Source organism: Pseudomonas sp. LBUM1655, from assembly GCF_059716085.1.
On record NZ_CP166801.1, the window covers coordinates 5461390 to 5478797 of the forward strand.

Below are 17408 nucleotides of genomic sequence, written 5' to 3' on the forward strand. Positions count from 1 at the left end.
TCAGCCGACGGATCGGCTGACTTACCCACATGGAGTCACCCTTAATGCGCAACAAACCCAAAGCCACTCGACAATCGACCACGGGCGATACATCCGGCATCTCGACGCCCCGCTCAACCACGCCGGACAACGGGTCGGAGGATCTGAGTTTCAACCTGCCCGGTCGAATCAGGCCGGACGGCTCAAGCGAGACCACGTCAGGCGTGAGAGTCGAAACAACAACGGGAGGAACACTGCACCCGGAGCCTGCCGTCACGGTATCGCCGATAGCGGATATCGCCACGACGCAGCGCACCACCCCAACCTCTCCACTGGAACGCTATGTACAACATCCCGGGAGCGAATTATCCGCACCCGATGCGGCCGGACTGAGGTTGTACAAGAACAAAAAGTTTTTGGACGTTGCAGACGAGACGCCAGAAAGCGGCATACAAACGGTGATGGTGGAGTTCGATGAGGCGATGAAGGCCTATCGGGCAAAGCTGCCTGCAGAACGCAAGCCTTCCGGGCCACCGCTTTATCGTATCGCCGAAAGCAACACCTGGAGTTTGCAAAAGCCGATCGAGTACTACGACTACCCTCGGTACACCTCGTCTTATGCTCCGGATACCCGAGGCTACTATGCCGTTCACGAAAAAGTTACATGGCCCAATGAGATCGCCGGTTTACCACCTCATAGTTACGAGAACAGAGATGTCGGTTTCGCCGTCAAGGATGAACGTGACAGGTTGATCCGGGTCGACCCACTTATGGCTCGCGGAGATACCTCCGTGCCGTTGAAACTTGCGCATTGGACTGATGGCGATATCTGGAACGTGTACCGCCTGCGGGAGACGGAGGCATTGGTCTTCCGTAGCGAGGCAGACGCTCATGGTCGGGCACCTGACTGGGCCAGACGTTTCGATGAGCCGAACATCCACAAGTACCTGACCGACTCTTTGCGATGGTCTCATCCGCAAAAATCCCTGACCGAACGCGCAGATATCTTGCGAACCTACAATTTAAGCATCGCTCAACAGAATCGCCTGCGAGCGGATATGGAAGACGGCGTATTCCCCGAATGGGCCGAACAGCACAAGCGATTGACCCAGAGCAATGACGATCAGCGATTCAAGCAAATCGCTGAAGAACTGGAGCCGTACATTCTCAGACTGAGAAATGAGGGCGAGCGTCTGCGCGACTCATTACCCGACGTTGAAGAGCGATATGAAAGCGAGTTTCTTAACCGCTATCTGGAACATGCAGGTTACAAACGCAATGTACACGGCTTCTTATACCGAACCGACATCCCTGCCATGTTCCGGGCCGATCTGCGCACGCCTTTTGAACTGGCTCGGGACGAACGCCTGGTGAAATTACGAGGCAACCCGTCCGACTCCACGACCAAACGGGCGTTCAGTGCGACATTTGGTCTGGCCGATGGCTTGAACTACATGGGATTTAACTACTATTCCAATCCACGGCATTACAACAGCCAGGCCAACCGGTATCCAGGGCATTTGAGTGACAGCGATTCGTCTAGCGGACGTCGACATAGCACGGATGGGGAATCTGATACGTCGTTTGAGATGGACGACTCGCGAGACTATCCATTACTGCGGCGCGAACAGAAACTTGGCTTCCTTTATGTCATCGACACCCGCGGCATCGAGGTGGTCCCTCAAGCGGAAAACATTTATCTGAACAACATGCATTTTCTCGGGGACACACTGGAAGGCCGGATATCAATGCCTACGCGAGGTATCAGCGCCGAGAGGATCTGGCTGGTGCAATCGGACTTAAAACGGGCTGCCCGGGTTGAAGATATCTTTCGTGAAGCCGACGAAGACGCCGATGGAATCGAAAAAGCAACCTGGGCAGGCACTGACGCCAGCGCTATGTGGCGCTACGGCTACACCCCTTACGACGAGTTGATCAATCGAGTTGCCGATACCGGGGGAGTGATACTGGATTTACAAAAAGGCGAACATACATTTGCCAATGACATTGTGTGGCCCGTCCCCGAACATTACAGACCGTGACCCGCCACAATCCCTTTAACACTTGAATCACGCCATTCATTTCACAAATGAATGGCGTCTGACATCAAGCTCATCTGAGCGATAATTTCGTCCCCTCCAACATCCCAAAACGCCCATTCATCTTCATAAACAGCCATGATTTTCCTTATCATTATTCAAGTTACCCGCGTCCTGCGGACAACTTGAAGTTATGCCAAAGAAAAAAATCAAAACAAGGCTGGCAAGCGCCCCGAGTTAATTCAAAGTAAAACTAGGCGAACAGTTCGCCCTGCAATTCGTCGAGCAATGCCTGAATGGCATCGAGACGCTGCTGCGGGTCATCGAGTTGCAAAAGGTCGATCTTGTCTTCTTCAGCAAATGGCAGCAGATAAGCCAACTGATTCGCCAACGATTGCTGGCCGAGCGCATCAGTGCCCATGTTCAGCGCCTCGACCATCGGATGCTCGGCGAGCGCCTTCAGCAGCGCCACCAGGTCGGCGTCTTCGTCCTGCAACGGCTGCTCGGGCTCATCGTCCAGCCAGTCGACGTCGGCGAGCATCAACTGGTCGCGCTGCACTTCCGTGCGCAGCACATTGAAGCGCCGGCCGCCCTGCACGCGAATACCGAGCAGTCCGTTGTCCTGCTGCTGGAAATCGGTGATACGCGCTTCGCAGCCGACCAGGGCAAAACCCTCAGGAGCGACGCCGACTTCATGGCCGTCGAGGATGCACACCACGCCAAAGCCGCCGCCCTGTTTCATGCAGCGGCCGATCATGTCCAGATACCGCGCCTCGAAGATCTGCAAGTCGAGGTTGCAGCCGGGAAACAGCACCGTGTTCAGCGGGAAAAGCGGCAGACTCATAGTCATTTCCTTACACCACCATCGACACCGCCAACGGCAGGAACACCGCCGTGGCTACGCCCATCAGACTCATCGCCAGCGCCGCGAAGGCGCCGCACTCCTCACTTTCCTGCATCGCCACCGCCGTGCCGACCGCGTGGGCGGTCATGCCCAGCGCCATACCGCGCGCTTCGGGACTGTGTACGCCGAGACGGGTCAACAGCGTCGGGCCGAAGATCGCACCGATCACCCCGGTGATCAGCACGAAAACCGCCGCAAGCGCCGCGACACCACCGATCTGTTCGGCCACCAGCATGGCGATCGGTGAAGTCACCGACTTCGGCGCCATGGTCATCAAGATCATGTGATCGGCACCGAACCACCAGCCCAGCGCCACGCCCATGCCTGTGGCGACCACTCCGCCTATCACCAGCGTAGTAAAAATCGGCCAAAACAATTGGCGAATACGCCGCAAGTTCAAATATAGCGGCACCGCCAGGGCGACGGTCGCCGGGCCGAGCAGGATGCTGAGGATCTCGGTGCTCTTGCGGTACTCGGTGTATGTCAGGCCGCAGCCGACCAGCACGCCAATCACCAACAGCATGGAGACCAGCACCGGTTGCAGAAAGATCCAGCGGGTTTTCTCGAACGCGGCCAGCACCAACTGATAAGCGCCGAGGGTGATGCCGATGCCGAACAGCGGATGGTGAATCACCGACGTCCAGGCGCCGTGCCAATCGAAGAGCATCAGGATTCCTCCGACGGTGGCGCGTGACGCTTGACCAGGCGCTGCATCAGCACGCCGGCGAAGGCCATCGACAGAATCAGCGACACCACGAGGGCGCCGACAATCGCCCAGAAATCGGCGGCAATAGCCGTGGCATAAACCATCACGCCCACCGCCGGTGGCACCAGCAGCAACGGCAGATAGCGCAGCAAGCTACTGGCCGCCTGGTTCAACGGCTCGCCGACTTCGCCGCGAATGATCAGGAACACCAGCAACAACAGCAGGCCGATGATCGGCCCCGGCAGTACCGGCAGCAGCAAATGATTGAGCGCCGTGCCGAGCAATTGGAACAGCACCAGCATGGTCAGGCCACGTAGCAACATCCGACATCTCCGTCTTACTTTTCACCCTGCAAGTCGTCGGCATTATAAGCACGCCTGCGCTATGGATCGGCATTCGCCAAAAGCATGGTCGGTTGACCGGAGCAATTCGCCATGATGATCTACAGTGGTTCGCAGGGCGGTCATATCCCCCACCTGAAAAACTATAAAACCGATGAACCCAAGGAGAGTCTCAATGCCCTATGTTCCAGTTGCAGAGCTCAAAGATTATGTCGGCAAGGAACTCGGACGTTCCGAATGGCTCACCATCGATCAGGAACGCATCAACCTGTTCGCCGAAGCCACCGGTGATTATCAGTTCATTCACGTCGACCCGGTCAAAGCCGCGCAAACGCCATTTGGCAGCACCATTGCCCACGGTTTCCTGTCGTTGTCGCTGATCCCCAAATTGATGGAAGACATCCTGATCCTGCCGCAAGGCGTGAAGATGGTGGTCAACTACGGCCTCGACAGCGTGCGTTTCATCCAGCCGGTGAAGGTCAATTCCAAAGTTCGCCTGAAGGTCGATCTGGGCGAAGTGACCGAGAAAAAACCTGGCCAATGGCTGCTCAAAGCCACCGCGACACTTGAGATAGAAGGCTCGGATAAACCGGCCTATATCGCCGAGCCACTGTCGCTCTGCTTCGTTTAAGCGCCGGGATGCGAAGCAGCGCACGCTGTTTCGCATCCGCTCCCGTTCCAGCGGCTGTATAAGGTCACATAGCTGCGGCATACTCGGTCGCCTAATTGCCCGGATCCCGCTATGCGCTCACTCGCCTGTCTTGCACCCCTTGCCTTGACCCTGATGCTTGCCGCTTGCGGCGACGGCGAATCGCTGCTGCCTCCCGATGCGCGACTGCCGGATGGCGGACGCTATCGCGGCGAACTGGTCGATGGCTTGCTGCAAGGTCAGGGACGGGTCGACTATCCCAATGGCAGTTGGTACGCCGGGCAGTTCGACAAGGGGCAGTGGCACGGCCAGGGCGAATGGCATGGCAGCAATGGCGAGATCTATCGGGGCCAGTTCCAGCAAGGGCTGTTCGAGGGTCAGGGCAGCCTGACTACCAATGCCAGCAGTTACACCGGCAGCTTCAAGCAGGGCCGACGCGATGGCGAAGGCACCCTGAAAGAAAACGCCATGACTTACCGTGGCGAATTCAAGGCTGATCAGTATTCCGGGCTCGGCCGTCTGGAAATGGATGACGGCAGTTCCTATCAAGGCCAGTTCGCCCACGGCAAACCGAATGGCGAAGGCCAGCGCGGCGACTCCAGCGGCAACTCGTTCACCGGCCACTTCGTCAACGGCCAACTGGAAGGCAACGGCACCTTCAACAGCGCGGACGGCGACATCTATGTCGGCGGTTTCAAGAACAATCAGTTGCACGGCAAGGGCCGCTACGAAAACGCTGACGGCGACGTCTGGCTCGGCCAGTTCAAGGAAGGCGCGCTGACCGGCAAGGGCGAACTGATCGGCGCCGACGGCAGCCACTACGTCGGCACCTTCAGCGACTGGCGCTTCAGCGGTCAGGGCCGTTTGAATTTGTCCGATGGCAGCTTCTATGTCGGTGGATTCGACAGCGACAGTTATTCGGGACGCGGCACACTGGTGCTCACCGATGGCAGCGTGATGAGCGGCACCTGGATCAACGGCCAGCGCGTGCGCGATGCCGACGGCAAGTTGCTGCCCGACACTCTGGAACTCGGTTTGCTCGCTCAGGGTCGTCTACTCGACGACGCACTGGCCGCGATCCCGGCTTCGACCCCGGCCGTTGAGCTGTACACCCTGACCCTCGGCGGCGACGGCAAGCAGAGCGTGTTCCTGCGCGAGTCGGACTACGTCGCCAACATGCTCAACACGCGCTTCGGCGCCTATGGCCAGATCCGTCTGGTCAACCACCGCGACCACCTCGGCGACCGGCCGATGGCCACCCGCGAGAACCTGCGCCGCGCCGCGCAAACCCTGGCTGAACGCAGCGGCCCGGAAGACTTGTTGTTCATCTACCTGACCAGCCACGGCACCGCCGAACACGAACTGGTGCTCGACCAGCCGCGCATGGAGCTGGCCGACCTGCCCGCCGACGAACTCGCCGCGGTGCTGGCGCCGTTGAAAAACCGCGACAAGATCATCGTGATTTCGTCGTGCTACTCCGGCGGTTTCATCCCGGCGCTCAAAGACGAACGCACGCTGATCATGACCGCGTCGCGCGCCGACCGGGTGTCCTTCGGCTGCTCGGAAGAGGCCAACTTCACCTACTTCGGTGACGCACTGTTCGCCCAGGCGCTGAACCAGACCGACGATCTCGAACAAGCTTTCAAACTGGCCAAGGCCACCGTTGCCGAGCGCGAACTGGCGGACAATTTCGAAGCCTCGGAGCCGCAGATCTGGGCGCCGAAAACCGTGCTGTCGCACTGGCAACTGCTGCGTAAACAGCAAGCGAGAAAAGCTTTGCAAAGTGCTGCGTTGAACGACGGAGCGACAAAGAGCAACTAAGCTGAACAGTATCAAGGGAGAGACACTATGTACTTGACGCCTCAGCACGTATTGCTTGCCGGAGCCACCGGTTTGACCGGTGAACATCTACTCGACCGTTTGCTCAACGAGCCAACGATTACCCGCGTGCTTGCCCCTTCCCGCCGGCCATTGGCCGAGCATCCGCATCTGGAAAACCCGGTTGGCGACCCACAGGCGTTTCTGCCGCAACTCAGCGGTCGCGTCGACATCGCCTATTGCTGCCTAGGCACGACGATCAAACAGGCCGGCTCCGAAGCTGCGTTTCGCGCGGTGGATCTGGACATGGTCGTGGCGTTCGCCAAACGTGCGCGGGAAATGGGCGCGCGGCATCTGATCGTGATCAGTGCAATCGGGGCCGATCCGAAATCTTCGGTTTTTTACAACCGGGTCAAAGGGGAAATGGAACAGGCATTGCGCGCGCAGGACTGGCCGCAACTGACCATCTGCCGGCCGTCGCTGTTGCTTGGGGAACGTACCGAGCCGCGTCTGGGCGAGCAGCTAGCAGCACCGTTTTCAAAATTGATTCCCGGTAAGTATCGCGGGATCGAAGCCTGCCAACTGGCCCGGGCGATGTGGCGGCTGGCGCTGGAAGAACAGGATGGGGTCCGGGTGATCGAGTCGGATGATTTGAGGAAGCTCGGTAAATAATCCAGCGGTGTCTGGAATTGATCGTTCCCACGCTCCGCGTGGGAACGATCAGAACACCCGACTACAATCCGCCAGTCGCCTGAAACCCCACGCCAATCACCGTCAGCAAAGACAGCGGCAACAACAGCGTATCCAACAACGCACTCGCCGGCAGATCCACGCCCGGATAGCTCGGCGCTTCAGCGCCAAAGCGATCCATCGCACAACACCCGCCATTCAGCGCATACAAATCCAGCCGCGTCCCCGAATACACCACCGGCGCGCCCGGCTTCGCCGCATCGAGCGTGCGCGCAGTGGCACATCCCGTCAGTTGCAGCGCGAGCAAAACCACCAGCAGCTTATTCATCGCTGCTCAGATGATGCTCGCCCCAACGCGGCAGCATGTCCTGAGGAATACCCAGCAGATTGAGAATCCGCGCCACGACGAAATCGATCAGATCATCGATGGTCTGCGGCTGGTGATAGAAACCCGGCGACGCAGGAAGGATGGTCACGCCCATGTTCGACAGCTTGAGCATGTGCTCCAGATGAATGCTCGAATACGGCGCCTCGCGTGGCACCAGAATCAACTGGCGACGCTCCTTCAACGTCACGTCGGCGGCGCGTTCGATCAGGTTGTTGCAGGCGCCGGTAGCAATCGCCGACAGCGTGCCAGTGGAGCACGGCACCACCACCATCGCCGCTGGCGCGCCGGAGCCGGAAGCCACCGGCGACATCCAGTCTTCCTTGCCGTACACACGGATCTGCCCGGCGGCAGCTCCGGTGTATTCGGTCAGGAACGCCTGCATCATCTGCGGCTTGGGCGGCAGCGTGACATCGGTCTCGGTGGCCATCACCAGTTGCGCAGCCTTGGAGATCAGGAAGTGCACCTCGCGATCTTCACGCACCAGACAATCGAGCAGGCGCAAACCGTACTGCGCGCCTGAAGCGCCGGTCATCGCCAGCGTGATGCGTTCGGGGCCATTGCTCTCCAAACAAGTGTTCATTGCAGCGCCTCGGCGAGTTTTCCGTGCAGGCCGCCGAAGCCGCCGTTGCTCATGATGACCACGTGAGTGCCGGGCTGAGCCTGGCTCTTCACGCGTTCGATGATGCCTTCCAGCGAATCGCTGACAATCGACGGCACGGTGCACAGCGCAGCGGTCGCGCCCAGATCCCAGCCGAGGTTGGCCGGGGCGTACCAGATCACCTGATCGGCATCGACCACGCTGGCTGGCAAACCGTCGCGGTGCGCGCCGAGCTTCATCGAGTTGGAACGCGGTTCGATGATCGCAATCAGCGGTGCATCGCCGATGCGTTTGCGTAGACCGTCGAGGGTGGTAGCAATCGCCGTCGGGTGATGGGCGAAGTCGTCGTAAATGGTGATACCGCGAACCTCAGCGACTTTCTCCATGCGACGTTTGACGTTCTTGAACGCACTCAACCCGGCAATGCCCATCGACGGCACCACGCCGACATGACGCGCTGCCGCCAGCGCGGCCAAGGCGTTGGCGACGTTGTGCTGACCGGTCAGCTCCCACTCGACCGTGCCTTGGGACACGCCTTCGAACATCACTTCAAATGCAGAACCGTCTTCGCTAAGCAATTTGACCTGCCACTGACCGCCGGCCCCGGTGGTCTGCACCGGAGTCCAGCAGCCCATTTCGATCACTCGCTGCAACGCAGGCTCGGTTGTCGGGTGGATCACCAGGCCTTCGCTCGGAATCGTGCGCACCAAATGGTGGAATTGTCGCTCGATCGCCGGCAGGTCCGGGAAGATGTCCGCGTGATCGAACTCAAGATTGTTGAGGATCGCGGTGCGTGGGCGGTAGTGAACGAATTTCGAGCGTTTGTCGAAAAACGCGCTGTCGTACTCGTCAGCTTCGATCACAAAGAACGGCGTGCCGCCCAGACGCGCCGACACCGAGAAATTCTGCGGCACGCCGCCGATCAGGAAGCCCGGGCTCATGCCGGCGTGTTCCAGCACCCAGGCGAGCATGCTGCTGGTGGTGGTTTTGCCGTGGGTACCGGCGACGGCCAGCACCCAGCGACCTTGCAGCACGTGATCGGCCAGCCACTGCGGGCCGGAAACGTACGGCAGGCCTTTGTTCAGCACATATTCCACCGCCGGATTGCCGCGGGACATGGCGTTGCCGATCACCACCAGATCCGGCGCCGGATCGAGCTGAGCCGGGTCGTAACCCTGCGTCAGCTGAATGCCCTGGGCTTCAAGCTGCGTGCTCATCGGCGGATAGACGTTGGCGTCGGAACCGGTCACGTGGTGGCCCAGCTCTTTGGCCAGAACCGCCATCGAGCCCATGAAAGTCCCGCAGATACCCAGAATATGAATGTGCATAGTCGACCTCGTAAAACATGGCCGCAGGTTAGCGTAGGGAGGGGGAATTCGCACTCTTTAGGTGATGGGGCGGGAATGGCATTTGTGTTCGGCTGTGGATTGTCGCCCCTCACCCCAGCCCTCTCCCGAGGGAGAGGGAGCCGATCTCGGTTGCTTTCAAATGCTGAGTTCACGTCGATGATTCAGGTCGGCGTAAATCGCCAGAACACCTCGGTCAGTCCCCTCTCCCTCTGGGAGAGGGCTAGGGTGAGGGCTCTAACTGACCCGCCGCTCAATGCCATGTTTACGCAGCTTCCTGTAAAGCGTATTACGACTAACCCCCAACTGCTCAGCCGTATGCGTCATATGCCACCGCGTCTGTTCCAGCGTTTTAAGCAGCGCAACCCGCTCAGCATCTTCCAATGGATGCTCAGATACATCAGGTTGCAAAACCGCCACCCGCGCCTGCCGAATCATCGCCGGCAAATCCTCCACCCCGATCCGCCCTTCATCACACAACGCCGCCAACGTGCGCAGCACATTGCGCAACTGCCGCACATTGCCCGGCCAGTTGAACGCCAGCAGCGCCTCACGTGCAGGTTGTTCAATCAATATCGTTTCGCCGCCAGCCTCCTCGGCCAGCAGGAAGTCCAACAGTTGCGATTTATCACTGCGCTCGCGCAACGCCGGCAACGCCACTTCCAGCCCATTGAGCCGGTAATACAGATCCTCACGAAAGCTGCCGTCCGCAACCCGCTCCAGCAGATTGCGGTGGGTCGCGCTGATGATCCGCACATTGACCGCTTCCGGTTCCCCGCCAATCGGCACCACTTGCCGATCTTCCAGCACCCGCAGCAGGCGAGTCTGCAAGGCCAGCGGCATGTCGCCGATTTCATCGAGGAATAACGTGCCACCATCGGCCTGCTGCAACTTGCCGCGCATGCCGTCCTTGCGAGCACCAGTGAAGCTACCGCCGCGATAGCCGAACAGCTCGCTTTCGATCAGGCTCTCGGGGATTGCTGCACAGTTGAGTGCGACGAACGCCTTGCTCGACCGCTGACTGGCTTGATGCACCGCTTTGGCGAAGGCTTCTTTGCCGGAGCCCGTTTCGCCATTGATCAACAGCGGCACATCACGCTCGAAAACGCGCAGGGCTTTGCGGAAGTTCGCTTGCAGCGTCGCATCACCGAGGCAGATGCCCGACAAGCGTGGTGCCTCGGTGACAACTGGCGAACGCATGATCGGCGGCGGCTTGCGCGATTCGCCACGCAACACGGCAAACAGCTGCCGGCCATCGCAGGTGCGCAACGGCCAACTGGCGCTGGCATTGGCGCTCGCCCGGCCAAGCAATTCATCGAGCGAGCAATCGAAAAACGCCTCCACCGGTTTGCCGAGCAAGCCACCGCGGATATGTCCGAGCAGGTTCAGCGCACTCTGGTTGACCGCACTGATCCGCCCTTCCCCGTCAAACGCCAACAACCCTTCGCTGAACAGCCCTACGGATTCTGCCTGGAGGTGGAAACGCAGCAGCCATTGGTTATCGAAGCAACGCAGGAAGTAGCAGCTCTCGATCATCTTCGCCGACAGATTGACCAGCGCCATGGTGTGGAACTGGCTCTGGCGCGAGACGTCGTGGCGCGCCGAGGACACATCGAGCACGGCCAGCAACTCGCCGTGCGGATCGAACACAGGACTCGCCGAACAAGTCAGGCCCGTATGGCGCCCTCGAAAGTGTTCGTCCTGGTGAATAGTCAGCGCCTGACGCTCGACCAGACAGGTGCCGATCCCGTTGGTGCCTTCACAGGCTTCGCTCCAGTCGGCACCGAGCCAGAGGCCGGCGCGTTCGAAAATCTTGCGTTCGGCCGGCGCGGTGACGCAATTGAGGATCACCCCGCGCGCGTCGGTCAGCAGCACCGCGTGGCCGGCGCCGGAGAGTTGTTGATGCAGGCTGCTCATTTCATTGCCGGCAATCTGCAAGACCTGCTGCAGACGTTCGCGGCTTTCGAGGACGCGCCCGTGTTCAAGCACGGTGGGCGCCATGCTCAACGCGGGGTCGAGATGATAATCCTCAAGACAGCGCAGCCATGAGCGGGCGATTGACGGATCAGCTCCGGGCCCGTGCAGGTGAGGTTTGCCCTGGGTGGCGGTGAGAACCTGTTGGGCATGGCGACTCAAATGGTTGTCGTGCATTTCTTATTGTTCTCCCCGAGGCTCGGTGGCCCAATGCTTGAGGTGACGCCCAGCATCCTCCAGCCACCGGCGCATTGCAATGCTGGCAAGACTGCCCGGTCACTGACTGTGCCAAAAGCGGTACAAACTGTCACCGCATCTGTACCGAAACCGTCACAGCCTTCATCCACCCGTCCGACACAAACCGCGCAAGGCCTTGATTTACCTGACCTGCACGGCAGTGGCCCGACCTTTGCTCTACGCTTATAGCAAGCGCACTTGCGCGTTTCTCTAATAAGTACAAAGCCAAGGAGAACATCATGCGTTACGCTCACCCCGGTACTGAAGGCGCCAAAGTCTCGTTCAAAAGCAAGTACGGTAACTACATCGGCGGCGAGTTCGTCGCGCCTGTCAAAGGTCAGTACTTCACCAATACTTCGCCGGTCAACGGCCAGCCAATTGCCGAATTCCCCCGCTCCACTGCCGAAGACATCGACAAGGCACTGGACGCCGCCCACGCTGCCGCCGATGCGTGGGGCGCGACCTCCGTGCAGGCGCGCTCACTGATCCTGTTGAAAATCGCCGACCGCATCGAAGCCAACCTCGAACTGCTGGCGATCACCGAAACCTGGGACAACGGCAAAGCCATCCGCGAAACCCTCAACGCCGACATCCCGCTCGCCGCCGACCACTTCCGCTACTACGCCGGTTGCATCCGCGCCCAGGAAGGCAGCGCTGCCGAAATCGACGGCAACACCGTGGCTTATCACATTCATGAACCGCTGGGCGTGGTCGGCCAGATCATCCCGTGGAACTTCCCGATCCTGATGGCCGCGTGGAAACTTGCGCCAGCCCTGGCCGCCGGTAACTGCGTGGTGCTCAAACCTGCCGAGCAAACTCCGCTGGGTATTTCCGTGCTGGTCGAACTGATCGGCGACCTGCTGCCGCCGGGCGTGCTGAACGTTGTTCAAGGCTACGGCAAAGAAGCCGGCGAAGCGCTGGCGACCAGCAAACGCATCGCCAAGATTGCCTTCACCGGGTCAACCCCGGTCGGCTCGCACATCATGAAATGCGCTGCCGAAAACATCATCCCGTCCACCGTGGAACTGGGCGGCAAATCGCCGAATATCTTCTTCGAAGACATCATGCAGGCCGAGCCGACTTTCATCGAGAAAGCCGCCGAAGGTCTGGTGCTGGCGTTCTTCAACCAGGGCGAAGTCTGCACCTGCCCTTCCCGCGCACTGGTTCAGGAATCGATCTACGACGAGTTCATGGCCGTGGTCATGAAGAAAGTCCTGCAAATCAAACGTGGCGATCCGCTGGACACCGACACCATGGTTGGCGCTCAGGCGTCCGAGCAGCAATTCGACAAGATCCTGTCCTACCTGGAAATCGCCAAGGGCGAAGGCGCAGAGCTGCTGACCGGCGGCAAGGTGGAAAAACTCGAGGGCAACCTGTCGACCGGCTATTACATCCAGCCGACCCTGCTCAAGGGCACCAACAAGATGCGCGTGTTCCAGGAAGAAATCTTTGGCCCGGTGGTGAGCATCACCACGTTCAAGGACGAAGCCGAAGCCCTGGCCATCGCCAACGACACCGAGTTCGGCCTTGGCGCCGGCCTGTGGACCCGCGACATCAACCGCGCCTACCGCATGGGCCGCGCGATCAAGGCCGGTCGCGTGTGGACCAACTGCTACCACCTGTACCCGGCGCATGCCGCGTTCGGGGGGTACAAGAAGTCCGGCGTCGGCCGTGAAACCCACAAGATGATGCTCGACCACTATCAGCAGACCAAAAACCTGCTGGTGAGCTACGACATCAATCCGTTGGGCTTCTTCTAAAGCATAGGGGCGAGGCAGATATTTCTGCCTCGCCCTTTCGACCGCTTTCGCGAGCAGGCTCGCTCCCACAGGGACTGCGTGCCCCCGCAATGCTCGACTCGACACACATCCAATGTGGGAGCGAGCCTGCTCGCGAAAGCGATGTGCGATTCAACCCAATGGTCCCCGGCCCCGCAACTGGGCCAATAAAACAATAAGAATGGTGAACCCTATGCCTAGCGAATCCCCTGCTGGCGCTCCGGCGACTGGCTCCTCCGTCGACTTCGAAAAAGTCGGTTCGGACTACTTCCAACAACGCGAACTGAAAAAAGGCGCCGCCGGCTGGGTGCTGCTGGTGGGGCTTGGGGTCGCTTATGTGATCTCCGGCGATTATGCCGGCTGGAACTTCGGCCTGGCTCAGGGCGGGTGGGGCGGCATGTTCCTCGCGACACTGCTGATGGCCACCATGTACTTGTGCATGTGCTTTTCCCTGGCCGAACTGTCCTCGATGATTCCTACTGCCGGTGGCGGTTACGGATTTGCCCGCAGCGCGTTCGGCCCTTGGGGCGGCTTCCTGACTGGAACCGCGATCCTTATCGAATACGCCATCGCCCCTGCTGCGATTGCCGTGTTCATCGGCGCTTATTGCGAATCGTTGTTTGGCATCGGCGGCTGGATGATTTATCTGGCGTTCTACATCATTTTTATCGCCATCCACATTTTCGGGGTGGGCGAAGCGTTGAAGCTGATGTTCGTCATCACGGCCATTGCTGCTCTGGCGCTCGGCGTATTTCTGGTGGCTATGGTGCCGCACTTTGACGTCGCCAATTTGCTCGACATCCCAGTGACTAACGCTACCGGCGCCAGCAGTTTCCTGCCGTTCGGCTATGTCGGCGTGTGGGCGGCGATTCCTTACGCGATCTGGTTTTTCCTCGCGGTGGAAGGTGTGCCGCTGGCCGCAGAAGAAACCAAAAACCCCAAGCGCGACCTGCCACGCGGGCTCATCGGCGCCATGCTGGTGCTGCTGGCGTTTGCCCTGCTGATTTTGATCGTCGGGCCGGGCGGCGCAGGTGCCAACTCGCTGCTGACGTCGGGCAACCCGCTGGTTGAAGCGTTGAGCAAAGCCTACGGCGGCTCGACCTGGATGGGCGGTTTCGTCAATCTCGTGGGCCTGGCCGGGCTGATCGCCAGTTTCTTCTCGATCATCTACGCCTATTCGCGGCAGATTTTCGCCTTGTCCCGCGCAGGCTACCTGCCGCGCAAATTGTCCGAAACCAACAAAAGCAAGGCACCGGTGCTGGCGCTGGTGATTCCGGGGATCATCGGTTTCGGGTTGTCGCTGACCGGCCAGGGCGACTTGCTGATTCTGGTGGCAGTGTTCGGCGCGACCATTTCCTATGTGCTGATGATGGCCGCGCACATCACCCTGCGCATCCGCCGCCCCAAAATGGATCGTCCGTACCGTACGCCCGGCGGCATCTTCACCTCGGGTGTTGCGCTGGTGCTGGCCTGCATCGCCGTGATTGCGGGTTTCCTGGTCGATCCGCGGGTCGTGATCGGCGCCGCTATCATCTATGGAGTGTTAATTGCTTACTTTGCTTTCTACAGTCGACATCACTTGGTAGCAGGTACGCCGGAGGAAGAATTCGCGGCGATTCAGAACGCTGAAAAAGCCCTGCACTGACGGTCGAAAACCACGGCGCAGGCCTCGCCTGCGCCGTCACGGAGAATTCTGTATGGCGAGTTTCGCTCACACGGTCGGCGCCCAGACCTACCGCTTCGACAGCCTCAAGGACGTCATGGCCAAGGCCAGCCCAGCACGTTCGGGGGATTTTCTCGCCGGGGTTGCCGCGCTCAATGACGGCGAGCGCGTGGCCGCGCAAATGGCGCTGGCCGACATCCCGCTCACGCATTTCCTGCAAGAAGCGCTGATCCCTTATGAGTCCGATGAAGTCACCCGCCTGATCATCGACACCCACGACAAACAAGCCTTCGCCGTAGTGAGCCACCTCACCGTCGGCGGTTTCCGCGACTGGCTGCTCAGCGACGCCGCCGATGAAACCAGCCTGCGCGCCCTCGCCCCCGGCCTGACCCCGGAAATGGTCGCTGCTGTATCGAAGATCATGCGCGTGCAGGATCTGGTGCTGGTCGCGCAGAAAATCCGCGTCGTCACAAAATTTCGCGGCACCCTTGGGCTGCGTGGACGTCTGTCGACCCGACTGCAACCGAACCACCCGACCGACGAGCCGTCCGGCATCGCCGCGAGCATTCTCGATGGCCTGCTGTACGGCAACGGCGACGCAATGATCGGCATCAACCCGGCCACCGACAGCATCGCCTCGATCTGCGCGATGCTGGAAATGCTCGACGCGATCATTCAGCGCTACGACATCCCGACCCAGGCCTGCGTGCTGACCCACGTCACCACTTCCATCGAAGCGATCAACCGCGGCGTGCCGCTGGACCTGGTGTTCCAGTCGATTGCTGGCACCGAAGCGGCCAACGCCAGTTTCGGCATCAACCTGAATGTTTTGCAGGAAGGCTATGACGCCGGGTTGAGCCTGAATCGCGGCACCCTCGGGCAGAACCTGATGTATTTCGAAACCGGCCAGGGCAGCGCGCTGTCGGCCAACGCTCACCACGGCGTCGATCAGCAGACCTGCGAGACGCGGGCTTACGCCGTGGCGCGACATTTCAAGCCGTTCCTGGTGAACACCGTCGTAGGATTTATCGGCCCGGAATACCTCTACAACGGCAAACAGATCATTCGCGCCGGCCTCGAAGACCACTTCTGCGGCAAGTTGCTCGGCGTGCCGATGGGCTGCGACATCTGCTACACCAACCACGCCGAAGCCGATCAGGACGACATGGATACCCTGCTGACCCTATTAGGTGTGGCCGGGATCAACTTCATCATGGGCATCCCCGGTTCCGACGACATCATGCTCAACTACCAGACCACCTCGTTCCACGACGCCCTCTACGCACGCCAGACTCTGGGCTTGAAACCGGCACCTGAGTTCGAACAATGGCTGGCCAACATGGGTATCTTCACTCAGGCTGACGGCAAGGTCCGCTTCGGCAACAACCTGCCGCCGGCCTTCCGCCAGGCACTGGCGCAACTGGGATGAGCCTTATGGAAAATCCGCCCGTCGACCCGCAAAACCCATGGCTGGAACTGCGCCGCCTAACCCCGGCACGGATTGCTCTTGGCCGCACCGGCACCAGTTTGCCGACCAGTGCCCAGCTTGATTTTCAGTTTGCCCACGCACAGGCGCGGGATGCGGTGCATCTGCCGTTCGATCATGCAGAACTCAGCGCGCAACTCAGTGAACGCGGGCGTGAAAGCCTGCTTTTGCACAGCGCAGCGGTGGATCGCAACAGTTACCTGCAACGTCCGGATCTGGGGCGCAAGCTCAGTGACGGGTCAGCGCAGACCTTGCACGATTACGCAGCCGCGCATCCGGGCGGCGTCGATCTGGCGATTGTCGTGGCCGACGGTTTGTCAGCACTGGCGGTGCATCGGCATACGTTGCCGTTTCTCACTCGCATGGAAGATCAGATGAGTGCTGACGGATGGTCGATTGCGCCCGTCGTTCTGGTGGAACAGGGACGGGTCGCCGTCGGTGATGAAATCGGTCAACTGCTCGGCGCAAAAATGGTCGTGATGCTGATTGGAGAGCGCCCTGGCCTGAGTTCGCCAGACAGCCTCGGTTTATATTTCACCTACAATCCAAAAATCGGACTGACCGACGCCTACCGCAATTGCATTTCCAACGTGCGGCTAGAGGGCTTGAGCTACGGCATGGCGGCGCATCGCTTGCTGTATCTGATGCGCGAAGCCTGTCGGCGGCAGCTGTCGGGAGTCAACCTGAAGGATGAAGCACAGGTTCAAACGTTGGAGTCGGACGCAGGGGCGGACATGAAAGGAAACTTCCTACTCGGTCCGCCCCCAACCTGAACCGTTTCCGCATTGCGTTTCTGCAAAGGTTTCAGGCAG

General features: G+C 60.0%; 15 protein-coding genes. 8 read left to right on the forward strand and 7 right to left on the reverse strand.

Features of this window, described 5'->3' with window-relative positions; all coding sequences use genetic code 11:
• The first annotated feature begins 44 nt into the window (after window positions 1-44).
• Window positions 45-2021: a hypothetical protein gene (locus ACA074_RS24500; RefSeq protein ID WP_497677950.1), complete on the forward strand. Its 1977-nt coding sequence runs from the start codon at window positions 45-47 to the stop codon at window positions 2019-2021.
• A 250-nt stretch (window positions 2022-2271) separates the two neighbouring features.
• Here the strand turns inward: ACA074_RS24500 and ACA074_RS24505 are convergent, their stop codons facing one another.
• From ACA074_RS24505 to ACA074_RS24515, 3 genes are read right to left on the reverse strand one after another with little or no spacing between them, the layout of a single operon-like run.
• Window positions 2272-2862: an LON peptidase substrate-binding domain-containing protein gene (locus ACA074_RS24505; RefSeq protein WP_401269039.1), complete on the reverse strand. Its 591-nt coding sequence runs from the start codon at window positions 2860-2862 to the stop codon at window positions 2272-2274.
• Between the two features lie 10 nt (window positions 2863-2872).
• The gene (locus ACA074_RS24510; protein ID WP_187678812.1) at window positions 2873-3589 is read right to left on the reverse strand and encodes an LrgB family protein; all 717 of its coding nucleotides are present in this window, start codon (window positions 3587-3589) and stop codon (window positions 2873-2875) included.
• Window positions 3589-3951, reverse strand: a complete 363-nt coding sequence (locus ACA074_RS24515; protein WP_401269043.1) for a CidA/LrgA family protein — start codon at window positions 3949-3951, stop codon at window positions 3589-3591. The genes ACA074_RS24510 and ACA074_RS24515 overlap by 1 nt, the downstream gene beginning before the upstream one ends.
• 193 nt (window positions 3952-4144) lie before the next feature.
• On the opposite strand from ACA074_RS24515, the gene ACA074_RS24520 reads away from it, so the two are divergent.
• The 3 genes from ACA074_RS24520 (at window position 4145) to ACA074_RS24530 (ending at window position 7108) form a co-directional block, all read left to right on the forward strand.
• Window positions 4145-4600: a MaoC family dehydratase gene (locus ACA074_RS24520; protein WP_007909575.1), complete on the forward strand. Its 456-nt coding sequence runs from the start codon at window positions 4145-4147 to the stop codon at window positions 4598-4600.
• A 111-nt stretch (window positions 4601-4711) separates the two neighbouring features.
• Window positions 4712-6439 (forward strand): C13 family peptidase, encoded by a 1728-nt coding sequence (locus ACA074_RS24525; protein WP_187678810.1) that lies wholly within the window; start codon window positions 4712-4714, stop codon window positions 6437-6439.
• A gap of 27 nt (window positions 6440-6466) precedes the next feature.
• The gene (locus ACA074_RS24530) at window positions 6467-7108 is read left to right on the forward strand and encodes an oxidoreductase (protein WP_187678809.1); all 642 of its coding nucleotides are present in this window, start codon (window positions 6467-6469) and stop codon (window positions 7106-7108) included.
• Between the two features lie 61 nt (window positions 7109-7169).
• Here ACA074_RS24530 and ACA074_RS24535 read toward each other — a convergent pair whose 3' ends face one another.
• The 4 genes from ACA074_RS24535 to ACA074_RS24550 all read right to left on the reverse strand — a co-directional run bounded on the left by ACA074_RS24535 (window position 7170) and on the right by ACA074_RS24550 (window position 11609).
• Window positions 7170-7454, reverse strand: a complete 285-nt coding sequence (locus tag ACA074_RS24535) for a YceK/YidQ family lipoprotein (RefSeq protein ID WP_187678808.1) — start codon at window positions 7452-7454, stop codon at window positions 7170-7172.
• Window positions 7447-8094, reverse strand: coding sequence for a flavin prenyltransferase UbiX (gene ubiX, locus ACA074_RS24540; protein WP_497677951.1), 648 nt, complete (start codon window positions 8092-8094; stop codon window positions 7447-7449). Before ubiX ends, ACA074_RS24535 begins: the two co-directional genes overlap by 8 nt.
• Complete coding sequence (mpl, locus tag ACA074_RS24545; protein WP_187678806.1) at window positions 8091-9440, reverse strand: UDP-N-acetylmuramate:L-alanyl-gamma-D-glutamyl-meso-diaminopimelate ligase; 1350 nt, start codon at window positions 9438-9440, stop codon at window positions 8091-8093. Before mpl ends, ubiX begins: the two co-directional genes overlap by 4 nt.
• A gap of 255 nt (window positions 9441-9695) precedes the next feature.
• Window positions 9696-11609, reverse strand: coding sequence for a sigma-54-dependent Fis family transcriptional regulator (locus ACA074_RS24550; RefSeq protein WP_497677952.1), 1914 nt, complete (start codon window positions 11607-11609; stop codon window positions 9696-9698).
• Between the two features lie 299 nt (window positions 11610-11908).
• Here ACA074_RS24550 and exaC point away from each other — a divergent pair, with 299 nt between their 5' ends.
• The 4 genes from exaC (at window position 11909) to eutC (ending at window position 17369) form a co-directional block, all read left to right on the forward strand.
• Window positions 11909-13429 carry an acetaldehyde dehydrogenase ExaC gene (gene exaC / locus ACA074_RS24555; RefSeq protein WP_401269054.1) on the forward strand — a complete coding sequence of 507 codons (1521 nt, stop codon included), beginning with the start codon at window positions 11909-11911 and terminating at the stop codon, window positions 13427-13429.
• A gap of 211 nt (window positions 13430-13640) precedes the next feature.
• A complete protein-coding gene (gene eat / locus ACA074_RS24560; protein WP_497658167.1) occupies window positions 13641-15092 on the forward strand; it encodes an ethanolamine permease in 1452 nt (483 codons plus the stop codon).
• Between the two features lie 52 nt (window positions 15093-15144).
• Window positions 15145-16539, forward strand: a complete 1395-nt coding sequence (locus tag ACA074_RS24565; RefSeq protein WP_064392162.1) for an ethanolamine ammonia-lyase subunit EutB — start codon at window positions 15145-15147, stop codon at window positions 16537-16539.
• A complete protein-coding gene (gene eutC / locus ACA074_RS24570) occupies window positions 16536-17369 on the forward strand; it encodes an ethanolamine ammonia-lyase subunit EutC (RefSeq protein ID WP_497677953.1) in 834 nt (277 codons plus the stop codon). Before ACA074_RS24565 ends, eutC begins: the two co-directional genes overlap by 4 nt.
• The last annotated feature ends 39 nt before the right edge of the window (window positions 17370-17408 follow it).